Annotated in this window: 23 protein-coding genes; 11 read left to right on the forward strand and 12 right to left on the reverse strand. The window is 56.0% G+C overall.

All coding sequences use genetic code 11. From position 1 onward, the window contains the following. Positions 1-16 precede the first annotated feature (16 nt). From ACOOGA_RS11715 to trxA, 11 genes are all read left to right on the forward strand, one after another. A complete protein-coding gene (locus ACOOGA_RS11715; RefSeq protein WP_417459689.1) occupies positions 17-415 on the forward strand; it encodes a PTS sugar transporter subunit IIA in 399 nt (132 codons plus the stop codon). A 33-nt stretch (positions 416-448) separates the two neighbouring features. Continuing rightward, positions 449-724, forward strand: a complete 276-nt coding sequence (locus ACOOGA_RS11720) for an HPr family phosphocarrier protein (protein ID WP_417460084.1) — start codon at positions 449-451, stop codon at positions 722-724. A 119-nt stretch (positions 725-843) separates the two neighbouring features. After that, a complete protein-coding gene (ahcY, locus tag ACOOGA_RS11725) occupies positions 844-2,130 on the forward strand; it encodes an adenosylhomocysteinase (RefSeq protein WP_417459690.1) in 1,287 nt (428 codons plus the stop codon). 42 nt (positions 2,131-2,172) lie between these two features. After that, on the forward strand, positions 2,173-3,342 hold the full coding sequence (metK, locus tag ACOOGA_RS11730; protein WP_417459691.1) for a methionine adenosyltransferase: 1,170 nt from the start codon (positions 2,173-2,175) through the stop codon (positions 3,340-3,342). Between the two features lie 115 nt (positions 3,343-3,457). Continuing rightward, the gene (locus ACOOGA_RS11735; RefSeq protein WP_417459692.1) at positions 3,458-3,808 is read left to right on the forward strand and encodes a VOC family protein; all 351 of its coding nucleotides are present in this window, start codon (positions 3,458-3,460) and stop codon (positions 3,806-3,808) included. 76 nt (positions 3,809-3,884) lie between these two features. Next, complete coding sequence (locus ACOOGA_RS11740) at positions 3,885-6,251, forward strand: PAS-domain containing protein (protein ID WP_417459693.1); 2,367 nt, start codon at positions 3,885-3,887, stop codon at positions 6,249-6,251. A gap of 50 nt (positions 6,252-6,301) precedes the next feature. Then, positions 6,302-6,781 carry a tRNA (adenosine(37)-N6)-threonylcarbamoyltransferase complex ATPase subunit type 1 TsaE gene (gene tsaE / locus ACOOGA_RS11745; protein ID WP_417459694.1) on the forward strand — a complete coding sequence of 160 codons (480 nt, stop codon included), beginning with the start codon at positions 6,302-6,304 and terminating at the stop codon, positions 6,779-6,781. Further along, positions 6,778-7,503: a nucleotidyltransferase family protein gene (locus ACOOGA_RS11750; RefSeq protein ID WP_417459695.1), complete on the forward strand. Its 726-nt coding sequence runs from the start codon at positions 6,778-6,780 to the stop codon at positions 7,501-7,503. The genes tsaE and ACOOGA_RS11750 overlap by 4 nt, the downstream gene beginning before the upstream one ends. 1 nt (position 7,504) lies before the next feature. Further along, a complete protein-coding gene (addB, locus tag ACOOGA_RS11755; protein WP_417459696.1) occupies positions 7,505-10,516 on the forward strand; it encodes a double-strand break repair protein AddB in 3,012 nt (1,003 codons plus the stop codon). Further along, the gene (gene addA / locus ACOOGA_RS11760) at positions 10,513-13,950 is read left to right on the forward strand and encodes a double-strand break repair helicase AddA (RefSeq protein WP_417459697.1); all 3,438 of its coding nucleotides are present in this window, start codon (positions 10,513-10,515) and stop codon (positions 13,948-13,950) included. Before addB ends, addA begins: the two co-directional genes overlap by 4 nt. Positions 13,951-14,105: 155 nt before the next feature. Then, on the forward strand, positions 14,106-14,423 hold the full coding sequence (gene trxA, locus ACOOGA_RS11765) for a thioredoxin (RefSeq protein ID WP_417459698.1): 318 nt from the start codon (positions 14,106-14,108) through the stop codon (positions 14,421-14,423). An 83-nt stretch (positions 14,424-14,506) separates the two neighbouring features. Here trxA and ACOOGA_RS11770 read toward each other — a convergent pair whose 3' ends face one another. The 12 genes from ACOOGA_RS11770 to ACOOGA_RS11825 form a co-directional block, all read right to left on the reverse strand. Continuing rightward, positions 14,507-15,826 (reverse strand): bifunctional folylpolyglutamate synthase/dihydrofolate synthase, encoded by a 1,320-nt coding sequence (locus ACOOGA_RS11770; RefSeq protein ID WP_417459699.1) that lies wholly within the window; start codon positions 15,824-15,826, stop codon positions 14,507-14,509. A 32-nt stretch (positions 15,827-15,858) separates the two neighbouring features. Next, entirely contained in the window at positions 15,859-16,731 is an 873-nt protein-coding gene (accD, locus tag ACOOGA_RS11775) for an acetyl-CoA carboxylase, carboxyltransferase subunit beta (protein WP_417459700.1), read from the reverse strand. A gap of 27 nt (positions 16,732-16,758) precedes the next feature. Continuing rightward, positions 16,759-17,583: a tryptophan synthase subunit alpha gene (gene trpA / locus ACOOGA_RS11780; RefSeq protein ID WP_417459701.1), complete on the reverse strand. Its 825-nt coding sequence runs from the start codon at positions 17,581-17,583 to the stop codon at positions 16,759-16,761. Positions 17,584-17,599: 16 nt separating this feature from the next. Further along, positions 17,600-18,808, reverse strand: a complete 1,209-nt coding sequence (gene trpB, locus ACOOGA_RS11785; RefSeq protein WP_417459702.1) for a tryptophan synthase subunit beta — start codon at positions 18,806-18,808, stop codon at positions 17,600-17,602. A 54-nt stretch (positions 18,809-18,862) separates the two neighbouring features. After that, complete coding sequence (locus ACOOGA_RS11790) at positions 18,863-19,519, reverse strand: phosphoribosylanthranilate isomerase (protein WP_417459703.1); 657 nt, start codon at positions 19,517-19,519, stop codon at positions 18,863-18,865. Continuing rightward, positions 19,516-20,439 carry an NINE protein gene (locus ACOOGA_RS11795; protein ID WP_417459704.1) on the reverse strand — a complete coding sequence of 308 codons (924 nt, stop codon included), beginning with the start codon at positions 20,437-20,439 and terminating at the stop codon, positions 19,516-19,518. Before ACOOGA_RS11795 ends, ACOOGA_RS11790 begins: the two co-directional genes overlap by 4 nt. Positions 20,440-20,480: 41 nt before the next feature. Next, positions 20,481-21,314: a crotonase/enoyl-CoA hydratase family protein gene (locus tag ACOOGA_RS11800; RefSeq protein ID WP_417459705.1), complete on the reverse strand. Its 834-nt coding sequence runs from the start codon at positions 21,312-21,314 to the stop codon at positions 20,481-20,483. Between the two features lie 96 nt (positions 21,315-21,410). Then, on the reverse strand, positions 21,411-22,823 hold the full coding sequence (locus ACOOGA_RS11805; RefSeq protein ID WP_417459706.1) for a hypothetical protein: 1,413 nt from the start codon (positions 22,821-22,823) through the stop codon (positions 21,411-21,413). A gap of 75 nt (positions 22,824-22,898) precedes the next feature. Further along, positions 22,899-23,540, reverse strand: a complete 642-nt coding sequence (locus tag ACOOGA_RS11810) for a B3/4 domain-containing protein (RefSeq protein ID WP_417459707.1) — start codon at positions 23,538-23,540, stop codon at positions 22,899-22,901. A gap of 54 nt (positions 23,541-23,594) precedes the next feature. After that, on the reverse strand, positions 23,595-23,831 hold the full coding sequence (locus ACOOGA_RS11815; protein ID WP_417459708.1) for a helix-turn-helix transcriptional regulator: 237 nt from the start codon (positions 23,829-23,831) through the stop codon (positions 23,595-23,597). A gap of 4 nt (positions 23,832-23,835) precedes the next feature. Beyond that, positions 23,836-24,282: a hypothetical protein gene (locus ACOOGA_RS11820; protein WP_417459709.1), complete on the reverse strand. Its 447-nt coding sequence runs from the start codon at positions 24,280-24,282 to the stop codon at positions 23,836-23,838. 155 nt (positions 24,283-24,437) lie between these two features. Then, positions 24,438-26,657, reverse strand: a complete 2,220-nt coding sequence (locus tag ACOOGA_RS11825) for a 3-hydroxyacyl-CoA dehydrogenase NAD-binding domain-containing protein (RefSeq protein ID WP_417459710.1) — start codon at positions 26,655-26,657, stop codon at positions 24,438-24,440. Positions 26,658-26,670: the final 13 nt, after the last annotated feature.

The raw sequence follows: 26,670 nt of genomic DNA on the forward strand, positions 1-26,670 counted from the left end.
TAATGAGGTCGTGTGTATGATAGGCATGGTGTTGGTAACGCATGGACGGCTCGCGGATGAATTTATCGCGGCAACAGAACATGTGGTGGGCGCGCAGGAACAGATCCGGGCGATCTGTATCGGGCCTGATGATGATATGGAACAGCGCCGGCAGGAAATTATGGAAGCCGTGAAAGACGTGAACACGGGTAGCGGCGTGGTGTTGTTGACCGACATGTTTGGCGGCACACCCTCAAATCTGGCGATTTCGCTTCTTGAAAAAGACAAGGTAGAGGTTATTGCAGGCATTAACCTGCCGATGCTGATCAAGCTCGCGAGTGTTCGGCACGGCGCAACGCTGCAGGATTCTGTTGAGGCAGCGAAAGAAGCAGGCGTGAAATATATCAATGTCGCCAGTCAGGTTCTGGGTAGCTAAGGGTTAGGGGAGTGAGTTGTTGTGAGTATTGCGATGGAGAAACTGTTGAAAAAGGTCGGGATTGTAAACGCAAGGGGGCTGCATGCTCGTGCGTCTGCCCGTTTTGCAACCGAGGCTGGGCGCTATAACGCGGATGTGGCTGTGGCGAAAGACGGGGTCGTTGTTACTGGAACATCAATCATGGGCCTGATGATGCTGGGGGCGGCAAAAGGCGACGAGATCGAGATCTCCGCCGATGGGGATGAGGCTTTCGCGGCTGTTGAAGCATTGTCTGCCCTGGTGTCCAACCGTTTCGGCGAAGCCGAATAAATACACTTTCTTTTCAATATAAAGAAATCTTTATCTTTTTTGGTGTACCTGCTATAACCGCGACCAAATGACGTGTGGCCGCGGGCCCGTATTGTATCCTTTAGTAGCAGGAACCTCCCATGACAGATTATAAAGTAGCCGACATTTCGCTTGCCGACTGGGGGCGGAAAGAAATCAACATTGCTGAAACCGAGATGCCGGGCTTGATGGCGCTTCGGGAAGAATTTGGCGAAAAGAAACCTCTTAAGGGCGCGCGCATTGCGGGCTGCCTGCATATGACCATTCAAACAGCTGTCCTGATCGAAACGCTGACGGCGCTTGGCGCTGAAGTGCGTTGGTCCAGCTGTAACATCTTCTCGACCCAGGATCAGGCAGCTGCCGCTATGGCTGCGTCGGGCATTCCTGTTTTTGCCTGGAAGGGTGAAACGGAAGAGGAAGCAGAATGGTGTATCCACCAGACTATCAAAGGTCCTGACGGCTGGGTGCCGAACATGATCCTTGATGACGGCGGTGATCTGACAGTGATCATGCATAACGACTATCCTGAGCTGATGGATGGTGTGCGCGGCATCTCTGAAGAAACCACAACTGGCGTTATGCGGCTTTATGAGATGGCAAAAGAAGGCCGTCTCAAGGTACCAGCAATCAACGTGAATGACAGCGTGACCAAATCCAAGTTCGATAACCTTTATGGTTGCCGTGAAAGTCTGGTGGACGGTGTGAAGCGTGCGACTGATGTGATGATTGCAGGCAAGATTGCTGTGGTATGCGGCTATGGTGACGTGGGTAAAGGCAGCGCCGAATCGCTCCGCAGCCAGGGTGCTCGTGTGATGGTTACTGAGATTGACCCGATTTGTGCGCTGCAGGCCGCAATGGAAGGTTATGAAGTCACCACCATGGATGACGCAGCTTCCATCGGCGATATTTTCGTAACCGCGACAGGCAACAAGGACGTTATCCGCCTTGAGCACATGCGCGATATGAAAGACCGTGCCATTGTGTGCAACATCGGCCACTTCGATAGCGAAATCCAGATCGCGAGCCTCGCTAATTATAAGTGGGAAGAAGTGAAGCCACAGGTGGACGAAGTTGTGTTCCCGGACGGCAAACGTTTGATCGTTCTGGCTAAAGGTCGCCTTGTAAACCTTGGTTGCGCAACCGGCCACCCAAGCTTTGTGATGTCAGCCAGCTTCACCAACCAGGTGCTGGCGCAAATTGAGCTTTGGAACAATGCCGACAAATACGGCCTGGATGTGTATGTCCTGCCGAAACACCTTGATGAGAAAGTGGCGTCACTTCACCTCGCGAAGCTTGGTGCGAAGTTGACCAAACTGTCTGAAGACCAGGCCAAATATCTTGGTCTCAAGGTTCAGGGCCCGTTCAAGCCAGAACATTACCGCTATTAAGCGCAGCACGCTTGCTGACATCTTCCGCGAAAAGAGGATTTGATGAAAGAATATGTATTCACAAGTGAATCGGTTTCTGAAGGGCATCCGGATAAAGTAGCAGACCGCATCTCTGACGGTGTGGTTGACCTTTATCTGGGCCAGGAGAGCGAGGCGCGCGTGGCGTGTGAAACCATGGTCACGACCAACCGCATTATACTTGCGGGTGAGGTGCGTGGGCCGCAGTCGATCACGTCGGACGATATCGAAGAAGTGGCACGGAACGCCGTGCGCGAGATCGGGTACGAGCAAGAAGGTTTCCATTGGAAAAACGCTGTTTTTGAAAACCACCTGCATGAGCAGTCGGCCGATATTGCGCAGGGTGTGGATGCCGCGGGCAACAAGGATGAAGGCGCGGGCGACCAGGGCATCATGTTTGGCTATGCGTGTGACGAAACCGAAAGTCTGATGCCAGCGCCGATTGACTATTCACACCGCATTTTGAAATCGCTTGCTGCTGCGCGTCATTCGGGTGAAAGCCCGGAGCTGGAGCCCGATAGCAAAAGCCAGGTGACACTCAAATATGTAGACGGCAAACCCGTTGGCGCGACGACCGTTGTTGTCTCAACCCAGCACAAGGAAGGCGTTAGCCAGGAAGACCTGCGTGCGCTAGTGCGTCGTCATGTTGAGGGTGTTTTGCCGGAAGGCTGGATGTGCCCGGAAGACGAGTTTTACGTTAACCCAACAGGTAAATTTGTCATTGGTGGGCCTGATGGTGACGCGGGCCTTACGGGTCGTAAAATTATCGTTGATACATACGGTGGTGCGGCCCCTCATGGTGGCGGTGCTTTCTCAGGAAAAGACCCAACCAAGGTTGACCGGTCAGCGGCATATGCGGCGCGTTACCTTGCAAAAAACGTGGTAGCGGCAGGTCTGTCCACCAACTGCACCATCCAGCTCGCTTACGCGATTGGCGTGTCCAAACCGCTCGCTGTTTATGTGGACCTTTGGGCTAACGACGCGGGTATTGACCCGCATCGTTTGTCTCGCGTTCTGCAGGACATGGTGAACCTGAGCCCCCGCGGCATTCGTGAACACCTGAGCCTGAACAAACCCATTTATACTCGCACGTCGGCGTATGGTCACTTTGGCCGCAAACCAACGGCGGATGGTGGTTTTTCATGGGAACGTACGGACCTCGTTGACGCGCTGAAAGTTGAGTTTGGCGTTTAAATAAGCGACTTCCAAACATTGAACCGCAGCGAACACAGTTTGCTGCGGTTTTTTATCGCTCGGGTTGTGGCGCACATCAAGGCCGGTTAGGGTCTCGAAAAAAGGGAGAAGACCCATGACAGTGAAGCGAATTGTCTCCAACCTGGCGGTGAAAGATATCGATACGATCAAGACCTTTTATCAGGAGATATTTGATCTTGATGTCGTGATGGACCACGGTTGGCTCGTAACGCTCTCCCCGTCCACGTCTGCCCTCGTGCAATTGAGTGTGGCGACGGAAGGTGGCTCCGGCACCGAGGTGCCAGACCTCTCGATTGAGGTGGATAATCTGGATGACGTGTTTGAGAGAGCCAATAAGGGTGGGCATAAGATTGTTTATGGCCCTGCCGATGAGCCCTGGGGCGTACGTCGTTTTTATATGCAAGACCCTGCCGGGCGAATTTTAAACGTTCTTACCCATAGCTAGCTTCAATCAGCGCCTTGTGCTGACGGGAGGTTAGAGGCTACTGTCACTCTGTCACGGAATGAGGGAGTGCATGTCCATGACCGGTGTTGATCTGTCACCATTAAGCCTTTGGATTATCATCGCCTTTGTGGCGCTGGCGTGGGTTGGTGTTAGCCTGAGCGCGCTTTGGCGTGCCGGGCGGATGACAGACCGCGCCCACAGCTTGCAGGAGCTTGCGGGTTTTCTTGATACGATGATTCGCTCAGACAGGCGCCATCCGGTCTGGTTATGGCCCGACGGACGCCTGCAGGCAGACGTCGGAACCCTTGCGCTTCTGGGTGTCTCGGGAAAAGCACATAATCTGGATGATCTGGCTGAACGCGGCACGGTTATCCCGTCCCGCGTGGTGGGGGAGCTGAAACGCGACCTGAACGCCAATAAGGAAATCTCGTCTCCCTATGTTGTGTATCAAGGCAAGGACCATCCCCGCCTGATCATTGACGTGCAAACGCTGCCGTCTTCGGGCAGCCGTTGGCCCGCCAGTGTGTTGTGGGTTGAGGAAGCGCGGGACCGGCCCACACGTGGTCACCGACAAGGTGTGCGTGCTCTTGAGTTGCGGCTGCAGGATATGACCCGCGCGTTTAATAATCTGCCGTTCCCGGTGTGGGTGCGGGGGCCTGATTTTGCGCTTGTCGAAGTAAACTATGCCTATGTGGAAGCCGTTGACGGCGAGAATGTTTTTGATGTGGTGGAGCGCGGTGTTGAGCTTTTCGACAAAGGCAGCCTTTCCTCTGCCCGGAAGGCGAGGGAGACAGGCCAACGTGTCCGCGAACGTCGTTTTGGTGTGATTGACGGCCAGCGCCGGGCTTTCTCGGTCATCAACATGCCGTTTGACGATGACGGCAATATCATGGGGATCGCGGTAGACGTAACCGGTGAAGAGGAAGCCTTGTCGGAGCTTTCCCGTGTTCTCGAAAGCCAGTCGGAAACCTTGAACAGGCTGAGGAGCCCCGTTGCTATTTTCGGGCCAGGGCAAACCCTGCGGTTCTATAATAGTGCCTTTACGCGGCTATCCCATTTGTCAGAGGATTTGCTTTCATCGGAGATCAGGCATAGCGAGCTTCTTGATGCAATGCGGGAACACCGCAGGTTGCCGGAGCAGGTTGATTTCCCGCAGTGGAAGAAGAATGTGCTCAGGCACTATACCTCGCTTCTGGAGCCGTTCGAGGAAATGTGGCACTTGCCGGACGGCACAGCCCACAGGGTGGTTACTCAGCCACATCCCTTGGGTGGGCTTTTGATCCTTTTTGAGGATGTGACAGACAAACTGGCGCTCGAACGCTCCTACAACACCCTCATTGCCGTGCAACAGGAAACGCTTGATAACATGCGTGAAAGCATCGCCGTGTTCGGCACAGATGCGCGCCTGCAGCTCTCAAACCCGGCATTCCAGGAAATGTGGCAGCTGCAGGATGAACAGCTTGAGGGCAAACCCCATCTTTCTGACCTTATAGAGAGACTCAAGGTGGATGACACGCATGGTCATATCGACGGTGAGCTTGATTTTGGTAAAAAGCTGACGGCATCGGTGTCAGAACGCTGCCACCGGTCGGGTCGTTGGTATCGCGCGGACGGCCTTGTGGTGGATTATGCACTTGTGCCACTGCCGGATGGCGGCGTTATGCTGACGCAAAGCGATGTGACGGATAGTTTCAAGGTGGAACAAGCACTCCGTGAGCGCTCAAGCGCACTGGAAGCGGCAGACAGGCTGAAAAGTGAGTTCATCACCAATATGTCCTACGAGCTCAGGACGCCGCTTAACTCTATCATTGGTTTTGCCGAAATGCTCGACCAGAAGATGTTTGGTGACCTCAATAACCATCAGGCTGATTACGTTAAAAACATCCTCAGCGCGTCTGACGATTTGAAGGTGCTGATTGCGGACGTTCTTGATCTCGCGGTGCTCGACGCTGGCGAAGCCAAGCTCGAACTTGAAGATACCGACGTTACAGATGCACTTGAGGAAGCGTCCACACTTGCGGCAGACATCGCCCGCAAGATTGATATCACGCTTAACCTCGATGCCTGTGAAGCTGTTGGGGTGATAGAGGCAGACAGGCGCCGCCTTAAACAGATCTTCTACAACATGGTCTCTTCCATGCTGAATTTCGCACGTTACGGTGGGGAGTTGTCCCTACAGCTCAAGGCGGGTGAAGAAACGGTAACCGCAGCAATCTATAACTCGGACTCCGGCTTGACCCCGCGGGAACGTGACCGATTGGTGGCGACCGTGGCCATGGGGGCTTCGCCCGGTGGGCGACGCGCGACAGGCCTTGATCTGGCGCTTGTGCGCAGTATTGTGGGCCTCCATCACGGCAGTATTCAGCTGGAGCCCCATGGCGGCGAAGGGTTGGCGCTGAGCTGTACTTTGCCGAGAAAGCAACCGGTGCCTAAAAAGGTTTAACAGCCATCAAACCGCTGGCGTAATGCGCGGGCAGTAGAGAATAATACCCTATGCGTCACACCCCAATTTTTGAACGAAGCTGCAAGACAGAAGCCGACACCAAGGCGCTGGCCGCCGCGCTTGCGGCCACGCTTCGGTCTGGTACGCTGGTGGCGCTTACGGGCGATTTGGGTGCCGGGAAATCGACCTTCGCGCGGGCCTTTATCCGGGCCGCATTGTCGGATGAGACAGCGGAGGTGCCCAGCCCCACGTTCACACTTGTCCAGACGTATGACCTCGCAGGCGGAGGGGAGATCTGGCACGCGGACCTTTACCGCCTCAGCGACCCGGAAGATGTGTTTGAGCTTGGCATTGAAGAAGCGCTAGCATCCGCTATCTGCCTGATTGAGTGGCCAGACAGAATGCCAGAGGAATGGTGGGCGGATGCCCTAGAGCTTGAAATCGACATAACAACAGACGGTGCGCGCCATATTACCTTCCGCGGCGATCCCGCGCGTTGGCAAGCGCTGGAAGCGGAGCTCGGTTCATGAGGGCGATTGTGCTGTCAGCAGGGCTCGGCACCCGTATGGGGCCAATGTCTCAAATAACGCCAAAACCTTTGGTGCCCGTTGCTGGCAAACCACTGCTTGATCATACCTTTGAGAAACTTGATGCGGCTGACATCGGCCCTGTGGTCGTGAACGTGCATCATCTGGCGGGCCAGATAGAGGCACACCTCAGTCCTCGCATCGCAGATGGCAGGGTGCGTATCTCTAATGAGCGTGATGCTTTGCTGGATACAGGCGGCGGCGTCAAAAAAGCACTGCCGCTGTTGGGTAAGCAGCCCTTTTTTGCGATCAATAGCGATGCGCTATGGCTTGACGGTGCCGTGCCAGCGCTCACACGCTTACGGCAGGCTTTTGAGCCAAGGGTGATGGATGTACTGCTCCTTCTGGTGCGCACGGAAGACGCGCTTGGTTATGACGGGCCTGGTGATTTCATTCCTGCCCACGAAGGTAAGGTGCTAACGCCGATCGACTTCAGGGGAGACGCACCAAGTGCCCCCGTCATGTTTGGCGGTATCCAGATTGTGGCGCCCTCGATGTACGACGACATGCCTGAAGGCGCATGGTCGAACCGCGAAATTTTTCGCAAGGCTGCCGCGCGCGGTCGATTGTATGGCTTGGTGCATGACGGCCGATGGTTTCACGTAGGCACCCCTGATGCTGTGCTTCAGGCGGAGACCCAAATGAACAAAGTGGGTGCTCGCTAATATGTCTCGCGCGCCAACAATTTACACGATCGATGCCAGTCGCTCGTTTGTTGATGCCTTGGCTTCTGTGTTGTTGCGCGACGCAGAGGGTGATCCGGTTAAGCTTGCAGACACTACCATCCTTGTCCCAAACCGGCGGGCGCAGCGCTCGCTGCGAGAGGCGTTTCTGCGGCTGGTTGGCAAAAAGCCGATGGTGTTACCGTTTATGCGGCCCATTGGCGAGGTTGATGAAGAAGAGATCACCTTCCTCGGTGCAGGGCTTGGGCTTGATCCGTCAGATACCTTGCCTGCAATTTCGTCCACGCGTCGGCAAGCGCTCTTGATGCAGCAGGTAATGAAGTGGGGCCAGTTGCAGGCGGCCGAGATGGGCGGGGCCATTGCTCCGGCGCAAGGCTGGCGGCTGGCGGGAGAGCTTGCGCGGCTGATGGACCAGTTGGAGACAGAAGGCCTTGCTTTTGACGACCTGAAAGATCTGGTGCCGGAAGGCTTGGCCCATCACTGGGACATTACCCTTGAGTTCCTGACCATCGTTTCCCAGCATTGGCCTGCCATTCTTGACGCTGAAGGTGTCATGAACCCTGCCGCCAAACGAGACCAGATGCTGCGCAGCCTTGCAGATTTGTGGGAACATAAACCGCCAAAGGGCCGTGTAATTGCCGCCGGTTCAACTGGTTCGATCCCGGCGACAGCCCGGCTTCTGTCTGTTGTGGCACGGTTGCCGGGGGGGGCAGTTGTGTTGCCGGGACTTGACCGAAATATGCCGGATGATGCGTGGCAGGCGATAGACGCCACCCATAGCCATGGTGTGCTCAAAAACTTGTTGGAAACCATTGGTGCCAACCGGCATGAGGTGCGAGACTGGCCAAGCCTCAACCACGTACCTCCTAAACGTGCCGCCCTGTTTCGTGACGCCTTGTTACCAGCTGAGGTGACAGAGCGCTGGCTCTCGCTCGGGTATCAAACGCAAGATAAAACCCAGCTGTTCAAGGGTCTCAGAAAAATCGTCGCCCCTACCAGGCGGGAAGAAGCGGCGGCAATTGCCCTTGTGATGCGAGAGGTGCTTGAGACACCGGGGCGCACGGCGGCACTCGTAACACCTGATAGGGCCTTGGGGCGGCATGTTCGCGCGGCGCTCGCACGCTGGGGCATTGAGGTGGACGATTCGGGTGGTGACCGTGCGCTCAATACTGTGCCGGGGCGCTTCCTTGGTTTGATCGCCAATGCGCTGAGCGAAAGGTTCGCGCCTGTCAGTTTCCTCGCACTTTTGCAGCACCCGCTTGTCTCGGTCGGGCATGACCGGCGTGGGTATCTCGCGTCACTGCGCAGGCTGGATACGTTTGTCTTGCGCGGGGTACGGCCATCAGGCGGGTTGGATGGTTTGCTCAAACGCGCGAAAGCTGTTGCGGCTGACAAAATGGCTGGTTTTGGGGACGGTGACCTCTCTGTTCTCGAAGCCGCAATCAAATGCCTAAAGCCCCTTGAGGCGGCTTTCGCGCAGGATACGCTTTTGGATGTCCTCCTGAAGGTTCATGTTGAGGTGGCTGAAACACTGGCGGCGTCAGATGAGGCCGCAGGCGCTAGCGTCCTTTGGAAAGGTGACGAAGGCCAGACGCTTGCTGACGCATTGGCTGAGCTGGTGCGCGAAACGGGCACTATCTCGGGCGTGTCGGCAGAAGGGTATTCAGCGCTGTTCGAGGAGCTTTTTGCAGGTATTGCGGTGCGCCCTGTGTGGCGCAAACACCCACGGCTCTTTATATGGGGAACGCTTGAAGCCCGGCTGCAGCGTGCGGATGTGATGGTGCTTGGCGGTATGAACGAAGGCACATGGCCGGGCGAGATCAAGCCCGACCCATGGATGAACCGACCCATGCGGCAAACCTTTGGCCTGCCACCACTTGAGCGACGCACAGGCCAGGCCGCGCATGACTTTATTCAGGCCGCCAGCGGCGGCGAGGTTATCCTGACCCGGGCTCTGAAGGTGGACGGCGCACCAACGGTACCAAGCCGTTGGTTGTTCCGTATCGAGGCGCTTGCAGGCGGCGAGGTGCCACGGGCGGACGAGTATCTTGCTTGGGCACATCAGATAGACGCATCTGCCCGAACCGCACCGCTTCTGCCGCCCGCACCCAAGCCTCCCCTTGAAGCACGGCCCAAGCGCTTGTCAGTGACGCAAGTTGAAACATGGATGCGAGACCCATACGCGCTTTATGCAGCGAAGGTGCTGGGGCTTAAGCCACTTGATCCGCTGGACGACAAGCCGAACGCTTCGACCAAAGGCACATTGCTCCATGAGGCGCTTGAACTGTTCCTCAGTGAAGAGGGACCATCAAAAAGGGATGCGGGATACGAGCGCCTGCTTGACGTTGGGCGGCGTGTTTTTGAGCCTGTGCTAACCCAGCCAGCGGTTTATGCCTTCTGGTGGCCAAGGTTTGAGCGCATCGCAGAATGGTTTATCGCCAATGAGCAGGAGCGGGCCGAGAGGTTTGAGGTGGCGGCCATTGAAAAGTGGGCCGAAGCCGAGCTTTCAGGCACGGGTTTCTCGCTTTTTGCCAAAGCGGACAGGATCGACCGAAACCGGGAAGATGGCTCGCTTACCATTATCGATTATAAAACAGGTACAATCCCGACCGAACGGCAGATAACGGCTGGCTTTGCTCCACAATTACCGCTTGAAGCGTGGCTCGCGGAACGCGGTGCCTTTGAAGGAGTGCCCGCGAGCTCTGTTTCTGATCTCATCTTCTGGCGCATCACTGGTGGCAATCCTGTGCATGAGCCAAAGCGTCCAATCAAAGACGTGAACTTATCTGTTACGGAAGCGGAACAAGGTCTTCGAGGGCTTGTAGAGGCATTTTCTGACGAGAAGACAGCTTATCTTTCGAACCCACGCCCCAAAAACACTGGTTATGGCGACTATGACCATCTGGCGCGGGTGAAGGAGTGGCGAAATGCAGATGATCCGTTTGATGATGGCGATGGCGATGGCGATGGCGATGGCGGGGAGGGGGATACGTGAGCAAACCCCGCATGACAGACGCGCAAGCGCGCGCTACCCATCCTGATTTAACGGCATGGGTGGGGGCGTCTGCGGGCACAGGCAAAACCCACGTCCTGACAGCGCGCGTACTTAGGCTGATGCTGACCGGCACGGATCCTGAGAATATTGTCTGTCTCACTTTCACCAAGGCCGCTGCCGCGGAAATGAAGAATCGCATCTTCGCGGAGCTTGGGCGTTGGGCCATGATGCCGGACGAGGCCCTGATTGCTGAGATCGCGCGCCGCACCGAAGAGATTGCGGACACCGATATGCTAGTTCGTGCACGTCAGTTGTTTGCCTATGTTCTTGATCTATCTGGCGGTTTGCAGATCCAGACCTTCCACAGTTTTTGTCAGGCGCTTCTCGGTCGTTTCCCGCTTGAGGCGGGCATGGCCCCTGGTTTTGAAGGCATCGACGAGACAGTCGCGCAGGAAATGATGGCAGGTGCCAAGGATGAGATGCTGGCCATGACCCGACGTCCAGAGGGTGCGCATGTGCGCCGGGCGCTTGATCATGTGGCCGGACTTGTGACTGAGCTGACTTTTGATGAAGTGATCGAACGGCTTTCGTTTGAGACTTCAACGCTTGCGGCTGCTGATAAGGCTTACGGCAAACTCGGCCTCGCGCCCGCGCTTTACCGCGCACTTGATCTTACGCCAGGTGAGACGCGCGACGTGCTGTTCGATCAGGTTACAGCCGACGCCGCTTTTGATATCACCGGCTTGCGTGCCATGGGCCCGGTGTTGCTTGCAGGTAGTAAAACCGAAACCAAAGTGGGCGAGGCGGTCACGGCCTATACGGCGGCTGAGGGCGATAAGCGCAAGGCGCTGTTTGAAGGCTACATGCTCGCGTTTCTCACCAAAGAAGGCACACCACGCAAGACGGTGGCGGTCAAAAAAACGCTGACCGCCTATCCGGAATTTGAAGCGATCATCGAGAAGGAGCAAACCCGCCTGATACGGATTGCCGACCGGCTCAACCGTATAGCGGCTGCGGAAGCAACAGTCGCGCTTCTGACCCTCGGTCTTGCGCAGCTTGACCGGTATCGCGCGCTCAAAACCGAGCGCGGTATGGTTGACTTTGACGACATGATTGGCCGTACAGTTGGCCTTCTGGCACGGCTTGATGTGGCGCCGTGGGTATTGTTCAAGCTTGATGCACAGGTTGATCATATCCTGATTGACGAAGCACAGGACACCAACCGGGAACAATGGCGGGTGGTGGAGGCTTTGACGGCCGAGTTTTTCTCAGGCGAGGGTGCGAGCGAGAAGGTCCGCACGGTTTTTGCCGTGGGGGATGCCAAGCAATCGATCTTCTCCTTCCAGCATGCAGACCCGAAAGAGTTTGTGGCGGCCCGCGACCGGGTGTTCCACAGGGCATGGCAGGCGGAACTGAAGGCCGAACCGGTGCCGCTGAACCTTTCTTTCCGCTCAGGTGGCGCGGTGCTTTCGCTTGTGGATGCGGTGTTTGATAAGGGGGCTGACGCATGGCATGGGCTGTCAGCTGACCTTGAGCATGTGAAGCACGAATTTGTGCGCAAGGGCCATGGCGGCATGGTGGAACTGTGGCCACTTGAAGCCCCAAGTGTGGCGGAGGATGAAAGCGCTGAAGACGGCTGGGTTCCGCCACTTATTCAGGAAAATGCGGATGATGCAGAGGGGCGCACAGCGTGGCGTATCGCCCGCCGCATCAAGGCAATGATCACCAGCGGTGAAATGCTGGAGGCGCAGGCCCGTGCTATTACCCCCGGCGACATTCTTGTGCTGGTGCGCCGGCGCACGGCCTTTGTTGACCATCTTGTGCGCGCGCTGAAATACTTGGGTGTGCCGGTTGCCGGGCGCGACCGTATGGTGTTGACCGATGAGCTGCCGGTGATGGACCTTCTGGCGCTTGCGCACGCGGCACTGTTGCCAACAGATGATCTTACGCTCGCGACCGTGCTGAAAAGCCCGTTCGTGGGCCTAGATGACGAGCAGCTTTTCAGCCTCGCGTACGGCCGTAAAGGTGCGCTTTGGCACGCACTGCAAGCGAAAGCGAAGGATGAGCCCGCATTTGCGCGCGCGCTTGGCTTTTTGCAAAGCGTGATCCGGGGCGCTGACCTGCTGACACCATTTGAGTTTTTCTCACATGTGCTCACGGAACTTGGTGGTCGCGCACAGCTCGCGGCCCGGCTGGGTGAGGAAGTGCACGACCCCATCGATGAGTTGATGGAGGAAGCGCTCCGGTTTGAGCATACAGGCACGGCGTCGCTGCAGGCTTTCATCCACCGGGTGGAGCATGGCGGTACGCAAATCAAGCGGGACATGGAAGCCGCAGGCGGGCAGGTGCGTATCATGACAGCGCACAGCTCCAAAGGGTTGCAGGCGCCAATCGTGTTCCTCTCCGACCTCGTCAGCATCCCTGATATCCGCCGGGAAGGGCGGCTTGTGCCCATTGATGCCGCCGACCCGGGCAAACCACCCTTATTGTTGTGGACGTCTGCAGCACCCGGCCTCGCGCTCGCGGAGGAGAAGAAAGCCGAGCTGAAAGACAAGGCGCTTCATGAATACAGGCGGCTTTTATATGTCGCGCTCACACGGGCGGAAGACAGGCTCTATATCGCCGGATGGCAGACGGAACGAGAGCCGGACCCCAATTGCTGGTACAAGGCGATTGAAAGCGGCTTTGACCGTATCGGTGCTGAGGATGTGGAAGCTTTCGCAGGTTACAGTGTAAGGCGCTTTATAGTGCCGCAAACGGCGCCTGTTGTACCGCGCGAAGCAACCGCGAGTGAGGGGCAAGCCTTGCCGCCGTTGCCCGCCTGGGCGCGGGCGCCAATGCCGGATGAACCTAACCCGCCCAAACCGCTGGCACCGTCAAAGCCGGATGAAGACGAGCCAGCAGCCACAAGCCCGCTGGCCCGCTCGTCGGCTGCACGGTTTGAACGGGGGCGGCTAATCCACAGCATGCTGGAATGGTTGCCTGAGATCGAGAAGCATGCTCAGCAAGCCACGGCAAAACGCTTTCTGTTGCGCGCCGGGCTGGATGAAAAAACCGCCAATGGTTTCTGGCAGGAAGTGCATGGCATTCTTGAGGATGCTGAGTTTGCACCCATCTTTGGGCCGAACAGCCGGGCAGAAGTGCCCATTGCCGGGCTCGTGGGCACACGGGCTATTTCCGGCCAGGTCGACAGGCTTGTGGTCACCGAATCAGATGTGTTGATTGTTGACTATAAAACCAACCGGCCACCACCAAGAGATGCGGCAAATGTGCCGGAGGTTTATCTGAAGCAGATGGGCCTTTATGCCCGCGCGCTTCAAGGCATATACCCGAACCATAAGATACGCGCTGCGCTCTTGTGGACAGATATTTCTCTTCTGATGGAACTGGGTAAAACCCAGATGGATGAGACACTTAAACGGATTGGTCTTTAGTATCTGTCGCGGTAGGTATCACACGCGTGTTACTAAACCTTGACCATCAAGGGGTGCCTTCCTACTTTACGGGTTGTGACGAGAGAATAGGCCCTTCCAATTGGGCCCCGCACTGGCCGAGGCGCCGGGCGGCCAGCAAAGAAAGTAATATTGAAATGGCAACCATCACCGTAACGGATGAAAATTTCGAAGCTGAAGTCCTCAAGGCAGGCAAGCCAGTGCTTCTGGACTTTTGGGCGCCATGGTGTGGCCCTTGTAAGATGATCGGCCCGGTTCTGGAGCAAATCTCCGGTGAGCGTGACGATATCATCATTGCCAAAATGGATATTGATGAAAACCCTGAAACACCAACCCAGTTTGGTGTGCGTTCGATTCCGACCATGCTGATCTTCAAGGACGGCGAAGCTGTTGCTACCAAAATGGGTGCGCAGCCGCGCGCGCAGCTTGAAGCCTGGATCAACGGTTCTGTTTAAGCCCGCCGTAGACTAATTGAGTTTAAAAGGCGTCCAATCGGGCGCCTTTTTCTTTTGTATCAGGAAGCGGCTTCCTATGGAGCTTAGTTCGGGAATAGTTCGGTTTCCTTGAGCACATTGCCCGCGAGGTAAAGTGAGCCTGCAATCAGTACAAAAGGTGGCCGTTCTGGGTGCGATTTTTCCGCTACCATTTTAAGCGCGGAAGCCACGTCTTTTGCGATCACGCCGTTGATACCCGCATCCGTGGCAGCGGCCGCCAGAAAGCCCGGTTCGGCCGGGTCTTCATCACACACAATCGGTACGGCAATCACCTTGTTCACCACGCCTGAAAGCGGCTTCAGGTATCCTTTGGCATCCTTACGGTTCAGCATGCCTAGAATAAGCGTTACTGAGCGTTCCACCGGGTCCACGTCAGAAAGGAAGCTGCGCACCACATGGCCCGCCGCCGGATTGTGGCCGCCGTCGAGATACAGGTTCGCACCAACAGGCAATAGCTTGTTAAGCGACGTGCCGATCAACTCCTGCAGCCGAGCAGGCCATCGCACCCAACCAAGGCCGGCGCGGATCGCAGCCTCTGGAATATTCACAGCCTTTTGGGCACGCGCCAGCGCAATAGCCATGCCTGCGTTCATAACCTGATGCTCGCCTGTCAGGCTGGGGAGTGGCAGGTCCAGTTCCGCCTGCCGGTCCTGATAGCGAAAGCTGCCGCCACCGGGGTTCAGGATAGCGTACCAGTCTTCATCAAATACCAGCGGGTTGGCCCCAACTTTGGATGCCTGAGTGCGGATCACGCCCATGGCCTCGCCCATCTGTGGGCCAATGACCGTTGGCACGTCGGCCTTTAATATGCCAGCCTTCTCGAACGCAATTTCACCAAGGGTGGAGCCGAGAAACTGCTCATGGTCAATGCTGACAGGCGTTATGCCCACAGCGGCAGGACGGTCGATAACATTGGTGGCGTCAAGCCGTCCTCCAAGTCCCACTTCCAGAATGCAAAGGTCTGCGGCTGTGCGGGAAAATGCAAGAAAGGCAGCGGCGGTTGTGACCTCGAAAAATGTAATGTCGTCGCCCGCGTTGACGCGTTCGCATTCTTCCAGAATTTTGGTGAAATCATCTTCATCAATGATCTGGCCAGCAACACGGATGCGCTCGGCAAAGCGTACAAGGTGGGGGCTGGTATAGACGTGCACCCGGTGCCCGGCGGCTTCTGCAATCGCGCGCAGTGTTGCGACCGTTGAGCCTTTGCCGTTGGTACCCGCCACATGAATAACGGGCGGCAATTTGAGATGGGGGTTGTCGAGCTTTTCAAGCAACCGATACAGCCGGTCGAGAGAGAGGTCTATCTCAACCGGGTGGAGTTTTTTAAGGCGCGCGAGCACTTTGTCACTGGCCGTGGTGTCCATCAGGCTGCCTCGTGCGCAAGAGATTTTGGGGCTTATTCAGCCGCTTTTTTGCGGTGGCTACCGCTCATCAACATCGCAAGTACGGAGCCAAGCTTTTCCGGCATTTCGTGACGATGGATAACCATGTCGACCATACCGTGCTCTTGCAGATATTCAGCGGTTTGGAACCTATCCGGCAATTTTTCGCGGATGGTTTGTTCAATAACACGTTGGCCTGCAAAACCAATCATCGCGCCCGGTTCGGAAATATGAAGATCGCCAAGCATCGCGTAGCTCGCAGAAACACCGCCGGTTGTGGGGTCTGTCAGCACCACAATATACGGCAGGCCAGCGTCGCGCAGCATTTGCACAGCAACGGTTGTGCGCGGCATTTGCATCAATGACAGGATACCTTCCTGCATGCGGGCACCGCCGGACGCTGTCATCATGATCATCGGCGCTTTGATTTTTAGCGCATGGCGGGCGCCAGCGATAATGCCTTCACCCACGGCCATGCCCATGGAACCACCCATGAAGAAAAAGTTCTGCACAGCGACAACCGTGTTCACGCCGCCAATTTTACCAACGGCAACCTTGATAGCGTCTTCGTCGCCAGTGTTGTTGCGTGCAGCTTTAAGCCGGTCGGTATATCTTTTGGTGTCGCGGAACTTCAGGGGGTCCTGATTTACAGCGGGCAGGTCGATCAGCTCATAGCTCTGATTGTCAAACAATGCATCGAAACGGTCTTTGGGGGGCACACGGTCATGATGATCGCAGTGTGCACAAACATACTGGTTGGCGATAAATTCCTTCTGGAAGATCATCTGCCCGCAGCTTTTGCATTTGTGCCAAAGATTGTCTGGCGTTTCTTTAGGATTCAGGACTTTCCTGAGTTTCGGTTTGACATAATTGGTGAGCCAGCTCATGCGCCTCAACCCCTTCTGTTGTAGTGCTTATTTCCGTACAGACCTGACGCCATCAGCGAGGGTTTTCACGAAATCGAGCACCTCTTTGCTCATGCCTTCTTTAGGCTTATGATCTTTATCGAGCCCGTTTTCAATCAGCGAAACAATGGCTGACCCAACAACGGCCCCGTCGGCAACAGTCGCAACGTCTGCAGCCTGCTCGGGCGTGCGGATACCGAATCCTACGGCAACTGGCAAGTCTGTATGCGATTTTATACGCCTGACCGCTGTGCCGATGTCATCCGCCGTGGCGGACCTGCCGCCCGTCACACCCGCGACAGCTACATAATAGACGAAACCGCTCGCTCCATCCAGCACTGTAGGAAGGCGGGCGTCGTCTGAGGTTGGCGTTGCCAGGCGAATAACATCAATGCCAGCAGCGTTTGCAGGCACACGAAGCTCTTCATCTTCTTCGGGCGGCAGGTCGACAATGATTAAGCCATCGACGCCCGCAGCGGCGGCATCTGATGAGAAGCGGTCAATGCCGTAGGCGTAAATCGGGTTGAAATACCCCATCAATACGATAGGCGTTTCATCATTTCCTGCGCGAAAGCGGCATACCATTTCAAGCGTCTTGTTCATCGAGCCACCAGCCTTGAGCGCGCGCTGGGCTGCCCGGTCGATTGACGGACCATCGGCGGATGGATCCGTGAATGGCATGCCAAGCTCGATAATATCCGCGCCTGCTTCCGGCAAGCCACACACAATCTCAAGTGATGTATCAAAATCCGGGTCGTTTGCTGTCACGAAGGTTACAAAAGCAGCACGCTTTTCCACAGCCAGCTTTTCAAAACAGGATTTCAGTCTGCTCATAACACTCTTCCCTGTTCTAGATTTCTGCGCCGAGGGCATCGGCAACCGTGAAGATGTCTTTGTCGCCGCGGCCTGACATGTTCATCACGCAAATATGGTCTTTGGGCAGTGTGGGCGCCATACGAATGACATGGGCAAGCGCGTGGCTGGACTCTAACGCGGGAATGATGCCTTCTGTGCGGCAACACATCTGGAAGGCATCAAGCGCTTCCTTGTCGGTCGCGGACACATAGTTCACGCGCTTCTGTTCATGAAGCCATACATGCTCTGGCCCAATGCCGGGATAGTCAAGCCCGGCGGATATGGAATGGGCTTCGGTGATCTGGCCATCTGCGTTCTGGAGCAGATAGGTGCGGTTGCCGTGCAACACGCCAGGTGCGCCGCCCGCGATGGAGGCCGCGTGTTTGTCGGTATCCACCCCGTGCCCGGCGGCTTCAACAGCAAAAATATCAATATCCGGGTCATCAAGGAATGGGTGGAAAAGCCCAATGGCGTTTGAACCGCCCCCCACGCATGCCACGAGGCTATCGGGCAGGCGGCCTTCCGCCTCCATGATCTGCTCACGTGTTTCACGGCCGATGATGGATTGGAAATCCCGCACCATCATGGGGTAGGGGTGCGGGCCTGCGACAGTGCCGATGATATAGAATGTGTCGTGCACATTGGTGACCCAGTCGCGAAGAGCGTCGTTCATGGCGTCCTTGAGTGTCGCGGAGCCGGAGGTGACCGGCTTTACCTCAGCACCCAATAGCTTCATACGGAAGACATTGGGTTTTTGCCGCTCAATATCCACGGCACCCATGAACACGGTGCATTTAAGGCCAAAGCGCGCCGCAACGGTTGCGGTGGCAACGCCGTGCTGGCCCGCACCTGTTTCCGCAATCACACGGGTTTTTCCCATACGCTTGGCAAGCAGTACCTGGCCAATGGCGTGGTTGATCTTGTGGGCGCCGGTGTGGTTCAATTCTTCACGTTTGAAGTAGACCTTTGCGCCGCCCAGCTCTTCAGTGAAGCGCTCAGCATAATAAAGCGGGCTTGGCCTGCCGATATAAACCCGGTTCAGCTCATCCAGTTCCCGCAGGTATTCCGGATCCTTGATGGCGCTCCGGTATGCTGCTTCCACTTTATGCACAAGCGGCATCAGCGTTTCGGAAACGTATCGTCCACCAAATTTGCCAAAATGGCCTTTCTCATCAGGGCCGGTGCGATAGCTGTTAAGGGTCATAAGAATTACCTAACACTCAATAAAACACGGGATACTGCTTCCATACGAGCCACATTACCTAACGGCTTTTGCGGTGCGAAGGAAGGCTTCAATTTTCTCGCCAGACTTTTGACCGGGGGCGCTTTCAACGCCGGAGGAAATGTCAACAGCCTGAGCGTTACTTTCCGCAATTGCGCGCGGCAGGTTCTCCGCCGTTAGCCCACCTGCCAGCAACCATGGGTACGGCAGCTTTTCACCGTTGAGGATATGCCACGGAAAGCTAACCGCATTGCCACCGGGCAGGATAGCGCCCTTGGGTGGTTTGGCGTCAAATAGAATGGCGTCCACATGCGGTGCAAACAGGTCGGCCTGCCTGAGGTCTTCCCTCGAGCTGACACCCAGGGCTTTAATGACGGATATACCAAGCCGGGCCTTGAGAAGCTGCGCTTCATGTGGGTATTCATCCCCGTGCAGTTGCACCCAGTCAAGGTCGAGTGCATCCACGGCAGCTTCAATGAAATTATGCTCTGCATTGACGAACACACCAACACGCTCACCTCGCTTGGGCAGGTGGGGTCTCAGGTTTGCAGCGGCGTCCAGCGTGAGGTTCCGGGGGGAGCGCTCAAAAAACACAAAACCGAGCCAGCGCGCACCATAAAAGGCGGCGAGGTTGGCGTGTTCAGCGGTCGTCAGGCCGCAGATTTTGGTGGAGATCGCCACAGTGTGTTTCACTCATCCAGATGGGGGTCTGGCCGCCATGCCCGAATGGGGCGCCCGCGGCTGTCAGCCATGGAGCCAAAAAGAATAAGCAGGAGATCGAGTATCCAGCCAATGGAAAACAGTCCAAAGGTCAGGGCGTAAAGGGTGCCGGTTATCCAGCGGCCAACATAGAAGCGGTGAACGCCAAAGTAGCCAACAAACAGGCAGAGCAGTAACGCCACCAACCGGCTTTTGGGCGAGCGGTAGGCGCGAAGCATCTCGCTTTGGGTGCGATAGCTGGATGTGGCCATGGTGCCTGAAGCCATGGTTGATATGGCTTGCCCTACGGGTGCTTCTTCTGCCCCGGGAGACAACTGCTGTGCGACGCCGTTTGCTATCTTCTGCGCCATGGCTTCCTGCATGGCCATCAGGTCGTCGCCTGCGAAATTGAAACGCTCCGACCACAGCGTTGCTGCTGTCTGGTCTATCAATTGCACGGCGATGCGGTAGCGGTCGTCCTGAATTCTGATGCTGCCTTCAAGCACATAGGAAGTACCGAGGTCGCGCGCGATCTGGTGAGAAGCGGCGCTGCTTTCTGCGAGCTGACGAGTGGTGCGTTTTGCGGGAGTGGCAAAGCCGAGCGCTTGCAGGTCCGTGATCAGGTCTTCCATCAGGCCGTCAGCAAAATGGTCCGGCACAGTACCCAGTTCGCCAAACGGCAGCACGGCAATGGCAATTTTGCCACCATACTCGGGTGAGGGTGCAGCGGCATCATGCGCGCCAAAGTTAGAAACAGTGATGGCGCCGCCACCGACTGCATTTTTTGCAGCGGCGCGGCGCAGCATGATGTTGCGCGTGTGTGTGACGATAAACATGGTGAGCGCAGAGAGCGTACCGATACCGCCCAGCAAATCTGCGTTGGCTTCAATCCATATGATGGCTTGTTCAAACATGCCCCAACTGTCCTCTGGTCTGGCCTGGGGCGTCGTTGGCCTCAGGCCGGGTCGTCACTCTCAAGCAGGTCCGCAAAAGTTGGTTCCTGCCTCGTCAATGCCGCCGTGGCTGCTTTCATCAGGTCTTCCCCTAGAAGCATGCCGCTGTTCCATGTTGCAACATAGTCTAGCCCATCGGCGATACTGTGGTCCCGTGCATGATTGAGTACCGCTTTTGTGCCCACAACCGCAAGAGGACTTTTGCTTGCAATGACCCCTGCCAGCTCAAAAGCTGCCTCCAGTGCGGCCTCTTTGTCTGGATGGATGTGATTGATGAAACCGAGTGATCTGGCCTCAGTCGTCTTCATTTTGCGCCCCGTGAAGGCCAATTCCTTGAGGATGCCGAGCGGCAGTAGGTAAGGCGCGCGCTGCAGCGTGCCCAGGTCTGCCACGATAGCGACGTTAATCTCCTGCACAGAAAACCACGCGTCTTCTGATGCAATGCGCATATCGGCGGCGGCGATCAGGTCGATGCCGCCACCAACGCACGCGCCGTGGATCGCAGCAATCACGGGCACGCGGCAGGCGTCGATTGCACTGAAACTATCCTGCAGCCAAAGGATATGGCGGCGAAGCTTGTCGCGCACGCGGGCCGGGTCACCTTCCGCCGCACCCAAAACGCTGGCGCTTTCCTTAAGGTCGAGGCCCGCGGTGAAATGTTTGCCGTTGCCGGAGAGCACAACGGCCCGCACGTCAGGGTCAGCATCAAGTGCCTTGAAGGCCCTCCCGATCTCCGAGAAAAAGGTGCCATTCATGGCATTCAGCTTTTCCGGCCGGTTCATCGCCACATGGGCGATGTGGTCCTTGATGCTTACCTCAAGCGTTTCATAGGTCATTGGTGGTTCCTTCCCGTTCAGCCTCCCAGTCTCCCAGTCTTTATGTGTGATATTGGGCTGATTGCGGAGAGGGCCAGCTATTAGACCAAAAAGAAGCTACCGGTAGCGTGAGAGCAGTTCATCATAGCTGTCGGCGCGGCTGATATCCTTCCCAGCCTTACCGCCAGCGAACCAGTTTTTCACAAGTTTTTTGGCATGCTTGTGCTCAACGCTTTGCTCAAGAAATTCCGCCACCGATGCCATATCCGTATAACCCGCGCCGAGGTTACGCCGGATCTTCATGACAAGCATGGAAAAGTCTTCTTCTCCCATAAGGTCGCGGAGAGCGGTAAAGGCTAAGGCGCTGACGGCATCACTCTCATTGGAATAGCCCTCAATGACATAATCGGCGAGGGCAGTTTTGCCCAAGGCGCTGTCATCCGCCATCAGTGTTTTGCTCCGAGCAAAAAGGTTGGGGCGCATGGTTGTCATCGCCTGCTCACCGCGAATGATCGCCGCAAGTACCGTGTCAAAACCCGCCGCCCAGTGACCGGCGCGACCATCCGGACTCATGCGCCACATGTCAAACAGTGCCGTCTTTAGCGCGGGCGTACCAGCAAGGTCGCTCCCATTTACGAAATAGGCCCCGCGGCCTTCGGGCACACGGTAACCCGGCGGGAGGGCGGCGATTGTCATACGGGCGTTACTTGCTGGCGCACCAAACATATCTTCAAGTGCTGCCGTAGCTTGCTCTACATGCCCGGAAAAGGTTGAGTCTGCCGCTGCATCTTGGGGCAATGTTGCTGTGGTTATCGGGCCCAGCGTGGTCACCCTATAGGGAGCAATCGCCAGCGCCATTGGCCCTGTAGGGCGGCTGCTTTTCATTTCAAATTTGGTGATGTCACCGCGGGTGGTTTTTTGTGCGATGCTCAGGTTGCCAACAACGGTATTGTTCCCCGGCACGTCAAGAAAGGCGACCTGATGAAAAGGGTTTCGGCTCCATGCCTGATCAATAGAAGCCATGTCAGGCGACGCAATTAAGGGATAAGCGAAGCCTTGAGAGCGGATCATCGTGAAATCGGGGTTCAGCGTTTCCGGCACGCCATCCAAGCCTTGTGCGGAAAGGTCTTTCAGGTGGCCTTTATAGTGGATGACAATCTCGGCCCGGCCCTTGTTTTTTTTAAGCGCTTTTGGGAGCGTGATGGTGGCTGTGTTTAGGCGGAGCCCAGTTGCGCCCGTGATGCTGGTTGTGCGTCTGTTCACCTGCAGGGATTTATTGCCTGCACCCACAACCTTCAGGACATCAAGCCCAGGGTTTAGGAGGACGCTCACCTTCGTCACGGGTGTATCCGTAACCGCACGGAAGCTTACCTGATAGGCCCCGACCATCTGGCCATCTTCCGCCCTGTGCGACAGATGCAGGCGTGCGACAAGCGTGGCGTTGAGAAGCTCTATTCCATCAGTCTGGTTGGCGCGTGCAGGAAATGAATTGAAAAGCAGAATGCAGCAGAGAAAAAACAGCCGTGTCATCCATGTCCCCCGAGTTGGATGTGTAATATAGTAACATTCACTATAAGTGGCATTTTAGCGGCTGGTCAAGCGACCCTAGTGAGCAGGGGCGCAAAAACTGGTGATCAGCGTATCGGCGATCTCGGCTGCTGCTTCAACATGGGCAATATCGATATTCAAGCCATAAAGCACGAAGGTGATTTTTGTGGTGGCCTCATCGATATTGGTGCGGGCGCTATCGGAAAAGGGCGTGCCGAACGGGCCAATGCCGTCGTGCATGACGGGCAGGCCTTCAAGGTTGATCTTGCCTCGCCCGATGCCTGCGTATTCCTCACCTGCTTCGCCAATGGTCAGGCGGATATCGCCCTCGATTTTGGCGGCGTCATAACAGCCGACCGGGATACCAGTCATCAGCGAGACCAGATTGCCGCAATCCACTACGTTATTGACGAGATAAAGCCCCTTGCCAGCGATCACGCGGCGGGTGAGCGCTTCGGATGACGGCCGGTATCGGCTCGGGTCCTTGCCGCAGACCTTGAAGGCTGCGCGGACGTTCGCAATCACCGGGTCGGTAGACGCAGCCTCACCCATCAGTTCCTCAAGCCGCAGCTCCGCCCCATTTTTCATGGTACCTTGAAGCTCATCATCGCTTGGCCTGACCCCTACGGTAAAGTCCAGCATACCCAGATGGACGGCAAAGCCAAGATCCTGAAATTGGGGGTCGATCGTGAACGTCAAAATACATCTCCTTGCCACCAAGCTTACCTCACTGAGGCTTGAGGGCAAGGGTACTTAGTCCTTTGCAGCCGATGTGTCATCGGCAAATTGGAACACCTCTTCAAGCGGTGTGTTGAGGGCGTGGGCTATCTGGAAGGCCGCCTCAAGGGAGGGTGAGTATCGCTCCTGTTCAATGGCAATAATGGTCTGGCGGGTCATGCCGATGCGCTTCGCCAGCTCGGCCTGTGTCATCTCGCTAGCCATGAACCTGAGCGTGCGGATGTTGTTGGTGATGCGTGTTTTTTTACCCATGGCTTCAACCCTTGAAGCGATAGTAGTAAAGTTTGAATGCGCATTTGGTGATACTTGATAAAACCAATGCGCCGAGCAATGCGTTGGCTGTCCAGAACATACTATAATTCATCAACATGAGAGTCAGCACCGCTAGCACACCGACGCTCAGTACAGTACTGGAGCGGTGTTCACTCTTCAGCTCTATCAATTGGTCACGTTCATCCATTGTGTCGTCCACATCACCGGTGGTGGTTTGTTCGTAAATGGCAATAGCGATATGTGCAACAATAGCGATGGCCACTAGCATAGCCACGGTAATTGCAAGCAAGCTGGCAATGGTGGCGATGGCAACAACGCCTTCTTCCACATGTGTGGTGGAAGCAACCGCTCGCATCTTGCTGAAATACCAACTGTATACAATGATGATCCCTGCGAGCATCGCTGCTGTGCTCTTTTCGTGAAAAGACATGTAAAATTCCTTTTTCTAGATGTCTAATATTTTTTACATTTCTTTATGTACGCATTACTTAACTCAATGTAAAGTATTATTTACATCTCTTGCGCAAAAAAAGGCCACCCCGAGCAAATATCGAGGCAGCCCCTTTCGGTATATGTTGTGCCTAGTTATGCAGCCTTGGCAGGGATGCGGCCGCGGGTGTCGCCTTTTGTATAGAAGGTCTCACCTTTTTCAGCCATGTCCCTGAGAAGCTTTGGCGGTGTAAAACGCTCGCCGTAGGCTTGGGCAAGGCGGTCAGCCGCCATGACAAATTCGTCCACGCCCATGGTGTCGATAAAGCTGAACGGCCCACCGGTGAACGGTGCGAAGCCCCAACCAAAAATGGCGCCGATGTCGCCTGAGGCTGTGTCGCGAAGCACACCTTCCTCAAAACACCGCGCGCACTCAACTGCCATGCGAACCATCAGGCGTGATTTTACATCATCCACACTTGGCTGGTCATCTGCCAGCGGGAAATGTTCCTCAAGGCCCGGCCAGAGGTGTTTTGGGCTGCCGTCCTCAGGATATACATAAGCACCCTTGCCGTTTTTGCGGCCAAAACGCTCAAGTTCAACCACCATTTTTTCAACAAAACCATCGGCGGGAGAGGGTACATATTTGTCGCCCAGCGCCTTTCTGGTTGCCATGCCAACCTTATAGGAAAGGTCGATTGCCACTTCGTCACCCACAGCTAGCGGGCCGACCGGCATACCAGCCATTTTGCCTGCGTTTTCAATCAGTGCAGGGTTCACGCCTTCTTTCACCATGGCGTAACCTTCCTGCACATAAGTGCCGAAGCAGCGGCTGGTGTAGAAACCACGGCTGTCGTTCACGACAATCGGGGTTTTCTTGATCTGGCTCACATAATCAAGCGCCAGTGCAAGCGTGGCATCATCGGTTTTCTCACCCATGATGATTTCTACAAGCGGCATCTTGTCCACCGGTGAGAAGAAGTGAATGCCGATAAACTGGTGCGGGCGGCTGAAGTTCTTGGCCAGGCCCGTAATCGGCAGCGTTGAGGTGTTGGAAGCGAATACAATGTCCTTGCCAATCACTGCTTCAGTCTTCTCCGTCACGTCCTTCTTGATGTCTTCTGCTTCAAACACCGCTTCGATGATCAGGTCACAATCCTTCAGGTCATCATAATTGTCTGTTGGCGTGATGAGGTCGAGTAGGGCGTCGCCCTTATCCTGGCTGACCTTGCCGCGCTCAACACCCTTTTTGACGAGATTGCGGCTATAGTCCTTGCCTTTTTCGGCGGCCGCCATCTCACGGTCCAGAAGCACAACTTCCATGCCCGCTTTGGCGGATACGTATGCTACGCCAGCACCCATAAGGCCCGCGCCCAGCATGCCAAGGCGCTTGACGGTTTTACGCTCAAATCCATCCGGCCGGAGTGAGCCCTTTTCAACAGCTTGTTTGTTGATGAACAGGCTGCGGATCATGTTGCCAGCCACAGGGCCCGCAAGCAGCTTCATGAAATATTTGCTTTCGATACGGATGGCCGTGTCGAAATCAACGATACCACCTTCATAAAGGCAGGACAGGATCGCCTGAACGGCGGGGTAGTTGTGCTGCGTTTGCTTTTGCGCCATGGCGTTTGCGCCAATGAAGGTTTGAACAGCCGCCGGGTTCATGGCTCCTGCGCCGCCCGGATATTTGAAGCCTTTTTTGTCCCAAGGCGCGAGCGCGCTTGGTGATTTTTTCACCCATGCTTTGGCTTTTTCAACCACATCTGCGGTTGGTGCCATCTCGTTGGCGATGCCAAGACCAAGGGCGATCTGGCCATTGTATGGCTTGCCGGTGGTGATGGCTTGGGCCGCAGCTTGAATGCCAACAATACGCGGCAGGCGCTGTGTGCCGCCAGCACCAGGCAGCAGGCCAACCATAACTTCAGGGAAGCCAAGCTGCATTTTAGGGGTGTCTGAAATCACCCGGTAGTGACACGCGAGCACAAGCTCAAACCCGCCGCCAAGTGCAAGGCCATTAACAGCCGCCGCAAAAGGTTTGGTGCCTTGAAGCGCCAGTTCTTTCCGGGGTTTGTCACCGGTTTCGATCTTGCGCAGGATCTTGTTCAGGCGGAAGGCGCTTTCAAAGGCTTCCTCTGGAGTTGCGTCGCCGCCTGACTGGCTGCCCAGCATATTGAGGTCAGCGCCTGCAAGGAAGGCATCCTTGCCCGATGTGATAACCGCGCCCTTGATGGCCTCATCAGCCAGCACCTTGTCAACGCAGGTGTCGAGGTCCTCAATCAGCTGTGCGTTAAATACGTTCATGCCAGTGTTTGGCAGGTCGATGGTCAGAAGCGCGATGCCGTCGCCGTCAACCTCAAAACGAATGGTCTCGGTCATAATATCTCTCCCT

Source organism: Kordiimonas sp., from assembly GCF_965216265.1.
GTDB lineage: Bacteria > Pseudomonadota > Alphaproteobacteria > Sphingomonadales > Kordiimonadaceae > Kordiimonas.